The sequence below is a fragment of the Enterococcus sp. DIV0802b genome (assembly GCF_050543535.1).
GTDB lineage: Bacteria > Bacillota > Bacilli > Lactobacillales > Enterococcaceae > Enterococcus_D > Enterococcus_D entomosocium.
This window is the reverse complement of sequence record NZ_CP172941.1, coordinates 2456553-2470931: the sequence shown is the minus strand read 5'-3', so window position 1 is coordinate 2470931 and position 14379 is coordinate 2456553. Positions and strand designations below refer to the sequence as shown.

The following is a 14379-nucleotide window of genomic DNA, read 5'->3' as shown; positions in this document are numbered from 1 at the left end:
GAAAAAACGTCCCTTTCGACAAATGCAGAAAGGGACGTTTTTTTGATGAATGGTTTATCAGAAATCATTCTGGATCGGCTGCTTGGTGCTTTTTCATCCATTGAGGCAATGCGGCACTGATTTGTGTCGGCAACACGACATAGTGCTCTTTTGCCAAGGCTTCGCCAATCAGGCTATGGAGATAGACAGCCGCGTGGATCGTTTCCTCTGTTTTTTCAAACTGTGCCAAAAAGCTGGTAATCATGCCTGCCAGCGTATCACCCATCCCACCAGTCGCCATTGCGGGTGTTCCTAGGGGATTTTGGGCGATGCTGCTACCGTAAATTTGCGTGCGATGGCTTTTTAAGACCACCAGACTTCCGAGTTTTTGTTGGGCTTGCTGATTGTTTTCTTCGGTCTGGTCGGCAATTGCCAGTCCGCTGAGCCGTTGCCATTCCATCTGATGCGGCGTGAAGACGACTTGTTCAGGAAAGGGGATGATCAGCGGATATTTGGCAGCCAAATTGATCGCCGAACCATCGATCACCAACCATTGGTGTTCTTTTTGGGCAGAAACGATCCGCTGCAGCAGATCAAAATTGCTTTTTCCTTCTCCTAATCCGGGACCAATCAGTAGGACGTCCGCCGATTCGGTGACCGTATCGATCAGTTCTGTTTGCTGCCAATCGACAAACATCGCTTCAGGCAAGCGGGCGTGCAGGGCGGTTCGGTTGACGCCATCGGAGATCACAGTGGTCAAACCAGTTCCCCCATATACACAGGCTTGCGCCGCCATTAAGATCGCCCCACCGAATTGGCGGTTGCCCCCTACTAAAACGGCCCGGCCAAAGGTACCTTTGTGGCTTTTTGTCGGGCGCTGTTGGATCACTTTGGATAAAATCGCAGAATCAAGTTGCTCCATGCAATGACTCCTTTCGTTAATCAAAATCGAGTTATATTTATTATACCTGTTTCCTAGAAATTTCATAGAAAAGACCCATGGAAAAAGGCGCAATTTTTTTTCCTTTTTTGGTTTAAGAGTGTTATCATAAATAGCGAGAACAGAAATGGAGGGAACACTATGACAATCGATTGGAAAAAAGAGGTCGAAGCCCGCAAAGACGATTTGCTGAACGACTTGATTGATCTATTGAAAGTGAAAAGTGAAAGAGAAGATGATAAAGTGACTGCGGACGCGCCATTTGGTCCTGGACCTCGTGATGCGTTGCTACACATGCTAGCTTATGGCGAACGTGATGGCTTCACAGTCAAAAACGTCGATAATTACGCTGGTCACATCGAATTTGGTGAAGGAGACGAAACATTAGGGATCTTCGGTCACATGGATGTTGTTCCTGCAGGTGACGGCTGGTCAACCGATCCTTATGATCCAGTCATCAATGACAACAAAATCTATGCTCGTGGTTCTTCTGATGATAAAGGTCCTTCAATGGCCGCCTATTATGGGATGAAAATCATTAAAGAATTGGGCTTGCCATTATCGAAAAAAATCCGTTTTGTCGTTGGTTCTGATGAAGAAAGCGGCTGGGCAGATATGGATTACTACTTTGAGCATGAAGAAAAGCCTGATTTTGGCTTCTCGCCAGATGCCAATTTCCCAATCATCAATGGAGAAAAAGGAAATGTGACATTAGGGATCCATTTCCAAGGCAACAATGAAGGAGACTTCACGCTGCAAAGCTTCACTGCTGGCTTGCGAGAAAATATGGTACCAGGAACGGCAACGGCAAGCTTCATTGCTCCATCAACAGAAGAAGCATTAGCGATCGAAAAAGCCTTTTTCGATTACGTTGAAGCCAATCCAGTGACGGGCACAATTGAAACAGAAAATGAACAAGTGACGATCGAATTAGTCGGTAAAGGTGCCCATGGTGCCAGCCCACAATCAGGAATCAATGCGGGAACCTTCTTAGCTGTCTTCTTAGATAACTATGCCTTTGGCGGCGGCGCAAAACAATTCATCCATGCAGCAGCAGCCTATGTCCATGAAGATTTCTACGGTGAAAAATTAGGTGTGGCGTACGAAGACGAAAAAATGGGTAAATTAACTATGAATGCTGGCTTGTTTGCTTTTAAAGCGAACCAAGCAGGAACGCAAGCAGACAACTTTATCGCCTTGAACTTCCGTTATCCTAAAGGGGTAACTGCGGAAGGACTTGAAATCGGTGTGGAACGCACCGTCGGTATGGAAGGGGCCACCGTTACTCGCAATGACCGCAACATGGAACCTCACTACGTGCCAGCAGATGATCCATTGGTAGAAACTTTATTGGCGGTTTATGAAGAACATACCGGCGAAAAAGGCTTTGAACAAATCATCGGCGGCGGCACATACGGCCGTCTATTGAAACGCGGCGTTGCCTATGGCGCAATGTTCCCAGGCTATGTTGATACCATGCACCAAGCCAATGAATTCATGAGCTTGGATGACCTATTCAACGCAGCGGTGATCTATGCAGATGCTATCTACCGTTTGGCGAAATAAAGAGACATTGATACCGTCTATTCTTTTTTAGCGGAGTCGATTTATTGATACTTAGATGAATAGAGGCAATAAAGGAATAGCAGTACGACTGATTGTTTTAATCATTGTCGTACTGTTATTTTATTACTTTAGAAAATAAATATTTTATTTTCGTTGGGTTATTTTATTATTGACATCAAATCATCCGAATGATTTACTTTTTGTAAGGAGTTGAAAAGTGATGCCTGATTTGGTGAAATTTATTTTGGTTATTCTGGCGATTTGGGTGGTTTATCAAATATTTACGACGGTTTTATTTACCCTTTCCCAAAAAGCAGTTGCCAAACGAATCAAAAGCGGGAAGATGTCTGATCAGCAATTGGCGAATTTGTACCACGCTGTAGCACGAGCAAATCAAGGAAGCAATTTCCAAGCGATTTTCTCTTATGGGCTCTTTTACCGCAGCCATGCAAAGCAAAGTGATGCGGTCTATGAACTGTATCGCGCGGAAATGGCGAAAAGAAATCTGCTGTAACCAACTGTGAAGCAGCTGCTTTCGAGAATATTGCTCGAAGTAGCAAAAAAGCCTAGGTCCTGTACAACAAGTGCAGAACCTAGGCTTTTTGGGTATTTACTCGGCAGCAAGCTGTGACAGATAAACACAGCTCTTTGATTCAGCTATTTCTTGTCTTTGTTGCTTTTTTGATCCATGCCGGCACCGATCGCTACACCTAGTGCGATGCCTAAACCCATGCCTAATGCCAGGTTGTCAAAAAACAGCATCCCAAATGCAGCACCTAAGGCCATTCCGACACCGATCCCCAATCCCATATTGTTAGAAGCGGCTTCTTTTTCTTCAGACGTTTGCGGCGGTTTTTTCGTCATTGTGAAAAACCCCTTTCTTTTTAGTATAGAGGGGTTTTGTTTTGATGACAAACATTCGAACTGCTGCTCAGTGATTTTCATGAGGAGAGAGCAGCCGCTTGGTACAGTAAACGGGGGTGGGGACCATTGGTCTATCTTCCGCCGGGCAAATAGTTACGCTCGGGGTTGTAGCGGCGAATGATCTTATTTTCAGCAAGTACGTGCTCATAATAATAAACAGGCGCATCCTTAGTCTCTAGTCGAAAAACAAAGACGAGCGGAACCTTTAAGACGGAATAGCGCGCGGGGATCGCAATATATGATTTTTGATTGCGCTCCATCGTCAATGCGAATTCATCAAACAAAAGCGCCACTGGTGTGGGAAAGTTTACCAATTCATAATAGTGTTTTTCAAATGCATAGGTTTCTTGTTTTGCATAAGCGATTTTTGCAGCTGGCATACGCATTCACCTCACTTGAATTATACGAACGTTTGTTCTATTTGTAAAGTGGAAAATCACCAAACGAGGAAACAGGGGGAGTTCTCTATGAAAAAGATGTTTTGCTAACAAGAAATTTGCTACACTAGAGAAAAGAAGGAATCAAAAAGGAGCAGATACCATGGATTATGAACGCTTTGCACGATTACAGGCACGCTTTACCGATGAAAAACTGCTGACCAATGAAGGGGTTCTATCGGTTGCGCTTGTCAGGGAAGGCGCAGTTCGAACTAGCCTTTATCAAAACTGGACCTTGTGGCGAGTCTGTCTACCAGCCGCTGATCAAGGGCACTTTTTCTGAAAAAGAAGCAATCCCTACCTATTTGCTGGATCTTGCGGCGCAACCTATGACGCAAATCAGTCAGCGAACCTCCGAAAATGCAGCCGTGTTAGATAAAGCATTCGTAGAATTAATGGAAAAATGTGAGCAGGCAGTTGCCGTCAACGAAACCGCACAAGAAGCCGCACGTTAATTAGCGCGACAAAGATACAAGAGCAGCCTGAACCTGATTTTTTACACCAAGCAAAAAAACGATCCTGACAAGATTCCTTGCCAAAGATCGTTTTTTATTTTCCCGTGGTGATTAGTGTCCTCATTCGCCGAAGTGGTCTGAGAAGCCTTGTTGCTTCATAAAGGCAGCGACATCTGGACGTCGCGGTTCACGGAAAAATTCCGTCATTTTCGTTTGCCAATTGGTTTGCTGTTGATTGCTGCTGCGCTGTGCATAATAGGCTTCCGTCGTTTGGTTGTACTGGGCTGTTTGCTCCTGCGTCAGCGGTTGATACTGATCGACACTTACGATCGCTTCTTGAGGCAAGCGGACTTTCGGCTCATTTCTATGTTGCGGATAACCGATCGTCAAGCCGAATAACGGAAACGTCAATTTTGGTAAGCCGACAAGTTCTGCGATACGAGGCAAATCATTGCGGATGCCGCCGATGTAGCAAATTCCTAAGTCTTGTGCTTCAGCATATGCTACCATATTTTGGGCAGCGATCGTCGTATCAACGACAGACACAATAAACGGTTCCATCGTGGTTAAGTGGGTATCCGGCAACCCTGCTTGGGTCAGCAGCTGCTGATGCTTATGTAAGTCGGCGACAAAAAGATAGAAGACCCCCGTTCGAGTGATGTAATTTGGGGCACCGGCAATTTTTTCGATGGCAGCCAGTTTTTCAGGATCACTGACCTCAATGATAGAATAAGCTTGAACAAAGTTCGAACTGGAACCACTTTGGGCAACCGTCACTAATTTTTGCTTGAGTTCCTTTGATAGTGGCCGGGGTTGAAAATCTCTGACAGAGCTGTGGCGGGTAAAAGTATCAAAAAGATCCATCGTTTTTCCTCCTGTAACGTACAAATTTCTTTCTTCTTTAGTGTAACAGAAAAAAAGGAATGGGAACAAAAAGAATGTTTTCAAAAAATTTTCAAATTGATGTTTTATAGTTGCCAAGAACAACAGTTTCCGTTATGATAATGATACATTCTTATTATTATTCCTTAGGGGAGTAACCGGTGGCGCAAGCTGCGATAATATCAACAGTAAGTAAGCTGGCGACAGCTTTCTGGTATTATTTGAAATGGTGAGACCTAAGACAAGCGTATACTTGTCTTAGGTCTCTTTTTTTCTAGCAGAGTGCCTAAGGAAAATAAAATTAAAAGGGGCAAAAAAATTGGCGAAAGAAATGTATCAAAAAGAAATCTCGGAAATTATGGCAGAGGTCCAGAGCAGTCCAGAGGGGTTGACGCAGCAAGAGGCAGCCAAGCGGTTAGAAAATGGCCTGAACCAGCTGAAGGAAGCACCTAAGAAATCAAGCTTTTCCTTATTCTTAGATACCTTCAAAGATGCGATGGTGATCGTCTTGCTGATCGTGGCAATCATCCAAATGGTTATGGGTGCCCACGTTGAGTCGATCGTTATCTTTGCAGTACTCTTGTTGAATTCCGTCGTCAGTGTGATTCAAACGAAAAAAGCCGAAGGGTCGTTAGACGCTTTGAAAAGCTTGTCGGCACCGGATGCTAACGTCATTCGGGATGGCAAAGAACAAAGTGTGCTGGCGAAAGAATTGGTTGTCGGCGATATCGTTATTTTAGAAGCTGGGGACTATGTACCAGCAGATGGTCGATTGATTGAAGAGGGTTCTTTGAAGGTCGATGAAGGAATGCTGACTGGGGAATCAACGCCAGCGGAAAAAGAATTAGGTGTGATCGATCGTACCGCACCGATCGGCGACCGTGACAACATGGTCTTCAGTGGAACGATCGTCACTTATGGGCGTGGTCGGTTTATCGTAACCGCGACTGGTAATGTGACGGAAATCGGTCAAGTGGCTGGCTTATTGGAAAGTACGGTTGAACACAAAACGCCATTGCAACGAGGATTGGACAGCTTCAGTAAAAAACTGAGCTTGGCGATCTTGGTCCTTTCATTGATTATTTTAGGGGTTCAAGTAGCACGGTTGTTCTTAGGTGACGGAACAGGTGATATGACGGAAGACTTAGTCAACGCCTTTATGTTTGCGGTAGCCGTAGCCGTAGCAGCGATTCCAGAAGCATTGCAATCGATCGTGACGATCGTCCTTTCGATCGGAACAAAACAAATGGCGAAGCGTCATGCCATCATTCGAAAACTACCGGCGGTTGAAACATTGGGTTCAACGAGTATCGTTTGTACAGATAAGACAGGGACCTTGACCCAAAACAAAATGACCGTTGTTGACTACTATTTACCAAATGGACAAACGGGCACGTTCCCCGATGAGCCAACTACCTGGACATTGCCTGAAAAACGCTTGGTAGAAATCAGTGTCTTGGCAAATGATGCTGCCATCAGTGAAGATGGGGCGAAGCTAGGAGACCCTACTGAAATTGCTTTTCTGGATTACAGTGAGAAACTAAATCAGCCATATCGGGCGATTCGTCAACAGTTTCCTCGTTTACAAGAATTGCCTTTCGATTCTGATCGTAAATTGATGTCCACCTTACATGAGATCGATGGCGAACATTTGTTGTTGACCAAAGGTGGTCCAGACATCGTCTTTGGCCGCAGTAACAAAGTCTTGATCGATGATCAAGTCGTGCCTTTAACAGATGAAATCAGAAATAAATTGCAGCATCAAAACGAAGAATTCTCAAAACGGGCATTACGGGTCTTGGCGTTTGCTTACCGTCCATTGACCGATGCCCAATCACGAGAATTGACACTTGAGGATGAAAACGAGCTGATTTTGGTTGGTTTGATGGCAATGATCGATCCTCCTCGTAAAGAAGTCAAACAAGCCGTAGCAGATGCCAAATCTGCCGGTATCAAAACAGTGATGATCACAGGGGACCACAAAACGACAGCCGTGGCGATCGCACAAGAGATCGGTATTTCAGCTGAGGGCGACTTAGCCTTGACTGGTACGGAATTGGATTCTCTTTCTGAAACCGAACTAGCGGATCAATTAGACAAAATCACGGTTTATGCTCGTGTTTCGCCGGAAAACAAAATCCGTATCGTGCGGGCTTGGCAAGACAAAGGCAAGATCTCTGCCATGACCGGAGATGGAGTCAATGATGCACCCGCCTTGAAACAAGCGGATATCGGGATCGCAATGGGAACCGGAACGGACGTTGCCAAAGATGCAGCGGCGATGGTCTTGACGGATGATAACTTTGCCTCGATCATTCGTGCCGTAGAAGTTGGCCGAAACGTCTTTGACAACATCAAAAAAGCCATTTCGTATTTGTTTGCTGGAAACTTAGGTGCGATCATTGCGATCGTCTTTGCCTTAGTGATGGGTTGGGACAATCCATTTACTGCCTTGCAGCTACTCTTTATCAACTTAGTCAACGACTCATTACCAGCAATTGCTCTGGGAATGGAAAAAGCCGAACCAACCATCATGCAACGTCAGCCTAGAGATCCAAATGCAGGTATCTTCACTGGAAAAACTTTGATCTCAGTAACGTATCGCGGTATTTTGATTGCCGCTGTCGTGATTTTGGCACAATGGTTAGGGATGAGCCAATCACCTGAGTTAGGTGTAGCGATGGCCTTCTCAACACTTATCTGGAGCCGGACATTGCAAACATTGCCAGCACGCTCAAATACCGAGACTGCTTGGCAAGCTGGCCTTTTTGCCAATAAAATGGTGTGGTTGGCGATCGTCGTTTGTGGTGGACTATACAGCATTACCTTGATTCCTGGCATCCGTGAAGTCTTTGCGATTCCAGCAACCTTCACTTTAGGACATGTCGGTCTATGTATCGCAATGGCTGCTGTGGCAGTTGTTTTGATGGAAATCACAAAACTGATTATTATTGCCGTTCAAAAACGTCAAGGAAACGCCTAAAGCAAAAAACGTATCGATCCTTTGATCGATACGTTTTTTTGTCGTTTCTCCTCACTGCTTAGTTGATTTTTTTCAGCTGACTGATTTGGGCAGCGACTTGCTTCAAGAAGGCTTCTTGACCAGCCGGCTGTTCTTGGCTGTAAAGGTAGGCTTCGTATTGCTGCGTCAAGCGGATAAAATCACCATGAAACAGTGGATAGAAGGCTTCGAGTCGTTGGGCATAATCAATCAACGGCTCCGCCTCGTTACGGTACAAAACTTTCGTCGTTTGCCTTAAAAACAAAGGATAGGCAGCAACTAGTGGCTGTTTGTTAAAGCGGCAGATCAACCATAAATGAATACGGAAAAACGAATGGCGGAAATAGAAAAGCAGGCCAAGTCCTAGGAGAGCTAAGCCTCCAAAGAAGCCATTACGCAGCGTTTGTTTCAGCTCCTCAGTCAACCAAACATCATCGGTAACCGCGGCTGTTGCAGAACTGCTGGTCGTGGTTTCACTACTTTCTGTTTCCGTGCTGCTCGTTGGTGTTGTCTCGCTGCTAGCGGTCGGCGTTTCTTCGGAGCTAGTAGATTCTTGCGTCAACACGGGACGATCTGGATTTTGGAAACTAGGTGTCGGTTCAAAAGGCACCCAGCCGTATCCGTCAAAGTAGACTTCCACCCATGAGTGGGCATTCAAGTTACGGACAGTATAAGTAGTGATGCCGTTTTCTGTCACGGGGGATCCAGGAGAAAAGCCTTTAGCCCAGCGAGCAGGGATCTCTAAACTCCGTAGTAGAACGACCATTGCCGTGGAAAAATTGTCGCAGTAGCCGACTTGTGATTCAAATAAAAATTGATCAACGTAATCTTGCTCTTCTGCAGGCACGACGGCATCGGTCTTGGAATAGCGAAATACTAGCGGATCTTTCAAATAGCTTTCAATTGCGGTGACTCGGTCAAACAGACTGTTGCTGTCAGTGGTGATCTCAGCGGCGAGATCTCGTACCCGCTGCGGCAAAGAATCGGGTAATTGGATATAATCGATCGGAGAATCCGGATAGATCAAAGGCAGATTTTGAAGATTTTCTGCGGAAAAATCTGGATGGTCCCAATCGAGGGTCAAGGCCGTGTCTGGTAGCGAATCAATCAAATCGACCCGTTGAATAGCGTCGCTGATTTGAAAGCCACGTGCGCCGCTTTCAAGGGATAACCTACTGCGGCCATAGGGCAATGGCACATAGTCTCCATGGTTTTGGAATTGGATCCGCACTTGTTCATTCTCAGGATAGGTTTGTTGATAGCTCTGGTCAGCGATGGTGACATCGTCTGCTTCCAAGCGAACGTCTTCGCGGCTCGTACTGATCCAGCCTTTACCAGAATAAAAGTCTTTGCTTTCCACCCGCCAGTAATGCGGGGTTTCTTGTTGCGCTTCAAATAAAATCGTCGCATCATCAAGTAGTGGTCCGCCTAATTGACGATCATTTTCACTGAAACCCGTGCGAGAACCAGTGGGGGTGCCATGTTCTTCAATAAATTGATAAAAACCCAGCTGATTCAGATTTGTCCGTATAGGCGTGGAACGGGCTGCCAACTGATCCCGCACGCTCGTTTGCGGCAAGTAGACAGCAGTGACGGCTAAGCCACCAATCAATAGCATCACACCAAACCAAGGGGCGATCGTTTGACTGGATCGAAAGGTGCTGCGCTGGATCAGTGAAGAAGCCAGTGCGCAAAGAAAAATACCAATCAAATGCCACGTCAAGTCAAATTGATTAAAAATCACGACTGTCAGCAAGTAGCCGATCATGGTGGCGTAAATCAAGAAAAAGCGCTGATAAGCAATCGGCAAGATCGCTAAAAACAAGACCCAACTAACGATCAATGTCACCGCCGCCAGTTCGGTGATATAGCCGACTTCACCACTGAGGATCTCTTGAAAGGCACGGTGCAGGTCTAGCCAAAAACGCAGTAGCCAATCAAAAGAAAAGGCAGTCCCATAAGGAAAGATCCGATACAAGACGATCAGCCAAGCGGCTGCCAGCAAAGGCAAACTGTAACGGACTTTCGGCACGATGGTCAAAATCAAACAGACACTAAAGGCATAAGTTAAAAGGGTGAACTGATTGCCAAGGTCATAAACTGCGATAAACGGCAAGATCACCAGTGATAGACTGAGAAAGGTCAAAAGACCAATCAGTGCTTTCTTAATAAATCTCATCCTACCACCTCCTCAAGTTCATTCAACTGCCTCATTAAATCAGCGTAGGTAAACACTTGGCAGCTGTTTTTTGCTTCCAACTGACTGAGGTAGTTTTCCAGTTGTGGGGTGAAAACCGGGGTAATGAAGATAAGATGGCTGCCAGTCAAGAGCGGTACTCCTTCAGGAACTTTCTCGAAGGGAAGGATCTGGGCATAGGCAGCGGCATCCGTTTGGTAAGGGGAAGTCAATCCGTCACCAATCAAGAGCGGCTGAAAAAGTCGTTGATTTTGTGAGAAATGGTGGATCGAATAAAACAGTGTCAAGGTCTCTTCAAAAGCAGGATGATCTTCTCCCCAAAAGAGCAGAAAGATGTCTTGTTCTTCTTCGTATTCTCGTTCGCGATAGATCAATTCCTGTTGTTTGCTGGATAATTTCCAATCGATATTTTTTAATGAATCCCCTAACTGGTATTGACGGAACTGTCGAATAGAAAAATTGGGTTCCCCGTGGGTTTGGCTGCGGACTTGCTGTTTAAAAAATGGCAATAGGGCAACGGCTTCTAGCTTCAATTTCGGTAGGATCAAAATCGATTGTTTCGCACCTGCAGCGTAGCTTTTTTCAAAAAAGCCAAAGAGATCATGGCTGTACAATTGAACGGGCAATTCTTCATAGCTGCCGCGCTCCTTTGGGGTCCAAGGCAGATGGAGCCGAATCAGATTGCCTCGATAAAAGGCGCTGTGATGACTATTCTTGAAACGATCGTCAAACTGCAAGGTGAAATCGACCAGCGGCAGCAGCGTCGGGCGATACTTGAAGACTTGCAGCGGTAAGGTGATCGCTGTCTGTGTTTCAGCTTGGATCGATTCTTCTAAAACGATTTGGACCTTCTTGAGGGAGGGCAGCAAGAATACTGCGTCAAGCAACAATAACAGAGTCAGTAAAAACCAGAGGCTCCAACCGGCATTATTATTAAAGATCACACAGTAAGCCAGCAGCAAAAAATAGGCAGCGCTAAACAACAGGAGGCGCAGCACGCGTTCAAGCTTTTTTTTCTTCATCGCTATTTCCTCGTAGGGACAGGCACCCGTTGGATCATCTGTTTCATCAAATCTGAAAGGGTCTCCGCGCTAGCATGAACGCCGCCTTTCAGTAATAAACGATGACCGAAGACTGCTGGTAAAATTCGCTGTAAGTCTTGCGGCGTGACAAAGGTCCGTCCTTCCGTCAACGCTAACGCTTTTGCCCCTTTTAAGAAGGCGATCCCACCACGAGGACTGATACCAAGGTCAATGGCATTATGCTGGCGGCTTGCTTGAACCAGCTGCAATGCGTAACGGGCGACCCGCTCATCGACATACACGTCGTCCACCATCGCTTTCAAAGCGGTCACTTCATCAGCATGTAAAATGGTTTGGATCTGATCCAAGCTTTGCTGTCGTTTTCCAGTCAAGAGGGCGAGCTCATCTTGAAAATCTGGGTAACCGATATGCAGGCGGAACAAAAAACGATCCAATTGGGCTTCAGGCAAAGGATACGTTCCTTCATATTCGATTGGGTTTTGGGTAGCTAACACAAAAAAGTGGGGACTCAATGGGTACGTTTGATTGTCGATGGTGACATGATTTTCTGACATGGCTTCTAAGAGCGAGGCTTGCGTCCTTGGTGTGGTTCGGTTGATCTCATCTGCCAAGAGGACGGAGGTGAAGATCGGGCCGGGACGAAACTCGAACTGGTGGCTTTGGGAATTAAAAATCGACACACCTAACACATCGTTAGGCAAAAGGTCTGGGGTAAACTGTACCCGTTTGTAGTCACTTTGAATGGCTTTGGCTAATGATTTGACCAACATCGTTTTCCCAACACCGGGGATATCTTCGAATAAAACGTGTCCACCAGCAAGCAGCGCAGCCACGGTAAATTGGATCACATCTCGTTTGCCTAAAATCACTTTTTCCACTTCTGCGATCAAGGCATCAATTTTTTGTAATTCAGCGGTCATGAAACAACCTCCTTGCGTTCTTTTCTTCTATTGTAACGGTTTTCTAGGACTGTCGCAATTTTCGTGTAACAATTAAAGGAAATTTCAAGAATATTCAAAAAAAGGAAAATCCTGCCTGCGGGTTTGCGGAAGAAAAGCAAAAAACTTCCGAAGCGGTTCGTCGGAAGTTTGCGTTTGATAGAAAAGAAGCGACTAGAAGATGTGGTGTAAGAGGTCAGCGGCGATCTGGTCCGCCTGCCGTAAATTCCAAGCATCGGTTCCTGGCTGAGCAGTGGCAGCCGTCAGCCAGTGGATGCCTTCTGTGGGAATCCCGAAACAATAGAGGGCAGTGTAGGGGCGTTCATCTGGTCCAAGGACCTGATTGGTCTCAGGATCGATGGCGATAGCACCCGTCTCAAAAGGCACCTCATTGGGTATCGTCAACCGGTGCGGGTGAATGATCCGATCGTTTAGCAGTTGCCGCAACAAGGAATTGTTGGTTCGACGAATCGCTGTCGATGGAATGCGAGCCTCAATTAGTTGCGTCGCGTGATAGCGTGTGTCGGGAAATCGCTTTGAATACGTACAATAAGCCTCCTCGATCTCAACAGTCATGTCAGGACCTAGTAAGGTCACCACTCCGGCTTCCAACAAGGCGACCAGTTCCTGCAGTCGTTGAACCGGCGGACCGATCGATAAAAAGCTGTTAAAGGGAACGAAAGACTGCCAAAAGAGTGTTTTCAGGTCTTTTGCTGGCATTAGCTGATGATCGAGAACAAACCGAATCGGGTCACGCAGATCTTTGAAGACTTCCAAGGCACTGCTGATAGGTCCCGCTAGATTGCCTTTTTCGGCATCTTGGATTTGGGTACGTAATAGCGCAATGAAAAAGTCTTGCAAGGACTGCTGCTCTTTCTGAGCAAAGGGATCGGCTAGTTGGTGCCATGACCACCATTCCCTCTTAGGAAGCTGCCATTTTTTTAGCAAGTCTTCAGATCCTTCCGTGGCAACAAAGGCGGTGGTAAAAGCGTCAAGCTGATCTTTGTCAAGCCGCTGTTTTTCTAAAAGCAGCGTCTGATAATAGACGAGTTCTGCCTCTTTCTTTAAATAGAAGAGCAGTGTCTTGCCAGCAACCGTTTTGGCTGCTTGCCAAGCAGCTAGGCGTTCAGGGGTCAAAAAAACGGGCTTTCGCTGCTGCGTTGGTGTTTTTTGATTGCGGCCACGAGGATGATACGGGACACCCCGACGAGAACCGGCGATGATTTGCGGTTCTTCACCAGAAGGTTGATAGACGAGGGATTCATTGACTTTGATGAAGGTTCCGCCCCGACCACTGGTCAAGCGGGTGACGTAATCGTAAAAGGCAAGTCCTAGTCCCCGTAAAATCACAGGTTCGCCAGCTTTCACAGCCGTTAGATCCGTATCTGCCGCATTGGCTGGCGGTGCATAAAACCAGCCATTATTTTCTGCGGCAGCCGCCAATTGTTGTTCCCCTGATGACAGTTGGGCTTGTGAATGTCCTGTAGCTAAGACGACGGCATCAACAAGGAATGTTTGGTGAGCCGTCGTCAACTGGTAGCGATTTTTGGAAAGAGGGGTCAAAGAGCTGACACTATCTGACAGATGGTTGACGGTAATGGATTCAGGTAGCTCTATTAACAACTGCTGATAAAACCACTGTTGATAGAGTCCATATAACGCCCGCGAGCAATGCCCATTAGGATCAAGTGAATCAAGTGCTGTGCATTCCGCAACGAGCTCAGGGGCATGGATGGCTGCGAAATGTTTCCCTTCTGTCACTGCCCATTCGTACAAGGTAGGTCCTTTGACCACGGGGCCGCCGGTGCTTAATGTGTCATCCGTGAAAAGGGTGACTTGGCTGGTCACAGAATTCAATAGCAAATCTGCCGATTGGTCCGTGCGCCAAACTGCCCCAGGAAGAAAAGGATCAAACAGCAGCAAGTCGATGGCTTGTTTGTTTTGTTTGCTATGAGCAATCAGCCGTTCTGAAAGTGAAAGTCCACGAGGACCAGCACCAATGATCGCTATTTTCATA

12 protein-coding genes are annotated in these 14379 nt (G+C 46.3%); 4 read left to right on the top strand and 8 right to left on the bottom strand.

From position 1 onward, the window contains the following. Positions 1–64: 64 nt before the first annotated feature. Positions 65–901 (bottom strand): NAD(P)H-hydrate dehydratase, encoded by an 837-nt coding sequence (locus tag IGJ12_RS11575; RefSeq protein WP_034878454.1) that lies wholly within the window; start codon positions 899–901, stop codon positions 65–67. A 159-nt stretch (positions 902–1060) separates the two neighbouring features. On the opposite strand from IGJ12_RS11575, the gene pepV reads away from it, so the two are divergent. Both pepV and IGJ12_RS11565 read left to right on the top strand, forming a co-directional pair. Beyond that, a complete protein-coding gene (gene pepV / locus IGJ12_RS11570) occupies positions 1061–2485 on the top strand; it encodes a dipeptidase PepV (RefSeq protein ID WP_008378990.1) in 1425 nt (474 codons plus the stop codon). A 220-nt stretch (positions 2486–2705) separates the two neighbouring features. Then, on the top strand, positions 2706–2999 hold the full coding sequence (locus IGJ12_RS11565; RefSeq protein ID WP_016613595.1) for a hypothetical protein: 294 nt from the start codon (positions 2706–2708) through the stop codon (positions 2997–2999). Between the two features lie 143 nt (positions 3000–3142). Here the strand turns inward: IGJ12_RS11565 and IGJ12_RS11560 are convergent, their stop codons facing one another. Beyond that, on the bottom strand, positions 3143–3349 hold the full coding sequence (locus tag IGJ12_RS11560) for a hypothetical protein (RefSeq protein WP_008378986.1): 207 nt from the start codon (positions 3347–3349) through the stop codon (positions 3143–3145). 131 nt (positions 3350–3480) lie between these two features. Next, positions 3481–3789 carry a DUF5960 family protein gene (locus IGJ12_RS11555; protein ID WP_008378984.1) on the bottom strand — a complete coding sequence of 103 codons (309 nt, stop codon included), beginning with the start codon at positions 3787–3789 and terminating at the stop codon, positions 3481–3483. Between the two features lie 221 nt (positions 3790–4010). Between IGJ12_RS11555 and IGJ12_RS11550 the strand changes: the two genes are divergently transcribed. Further along, complete coding sequence (locus IGJ12_RS11550; protein WP_430619052.1) at positions 4011–4301, top strand: hypothetical protein; 291 nt, start codon at positions 4011–4013, stop codon at positions 4299–4301. Between the two features lie 120 nt (positions 4302–4421). On the opposite strand, the gene IGJ12_RS11545 is transcribed toward IGJ12_RS11550, so the two are convergent. Then, positions 4422–5165 carry an NADPH-dependent oxidoreductase gene (locus IGJ12_RS11545; protein ID WP_008378980.1) on the bottom strand — a complete coding sequence of 248 codons (744 nt, stop codon included), beginning with the start codon at positions 5163–5165 and terminating at the stop codon, positions 4422–4424. A gap of 349 nt (positions 5166–5514) precedes the next feature. Here IGJ12_RS11545 and IGJ12_RS11540 point away from each other — a divergent pair, with 349 nt between their 5' ends. Then, positions 5515–8166 (top strand): cation-translocating P-type ATPase, encoded by a 2652-nt coding sequence (locus IGJ12_RS11540; protein WP_430619591.1) that lies wholly within the window; start codon positions 5515–5517, stop codon positions 8164–8166. A gap of 58 nt (positions 8167–8224) precedes the next feature. Here the strand turns inward: IGJ12_RS11540 and IGJ12_RS11535 are convergent, their stop codons facing one another. The 4 genes from IGJ12_RS11535 to IGJ12_RS11520 all read right to left on the bottom strand — a co-directional run bounded on the left by IGJ12_RS11535 (position 8225) and on the right by IGJ12_RS11520 (position 14378). Continuing rightward, complete coding sequence (locus IGJ12_RS11535) at positions 8225–10363, bottom strand: transglutaminase domain-containing protein (protein WP_430617300.1); 2139 nt, start codon at positions 10361–10363, stop codon at positions 8225–8227. Then, entirely contained in the window at positions 10360–11403 is a 1044-nt protein-coding gene (locus tag IGJ12_RS11530) for a DUF58 domain-containing protein (protein WP_005234735.1), read from the bottom strand. Before IGJ12_RS11530 ends, IGJ12_RS11535 begins: the two co-directional genes overlap by 4 nt. A 2-nt stretch (positions 11404–11405) precedes the next feature. Then, positions 11406–12344, bottom strand: a complete 939-nt coding sequence (locus tag IGJ12_RS11525; RefSeq protein WP_005234736.1) for an AAA family ATPase — start codon at positions 12342–12344, stop codon at positions 11406–11408. Positions 12345–12536: 192 nt separating this feature from the next. Then, positions 12537–14378, bottom strand: coding sequence for an FAD/NAD(P)-binding protein (locus IGJ12_RS11520; RefSeq protein ID WP_430617299.1), 1842 nt, complete (start codon positions 14376–14378; stop codon positions 12537–12539). Position 14379 lies beyond the last annotated feature (1 nt).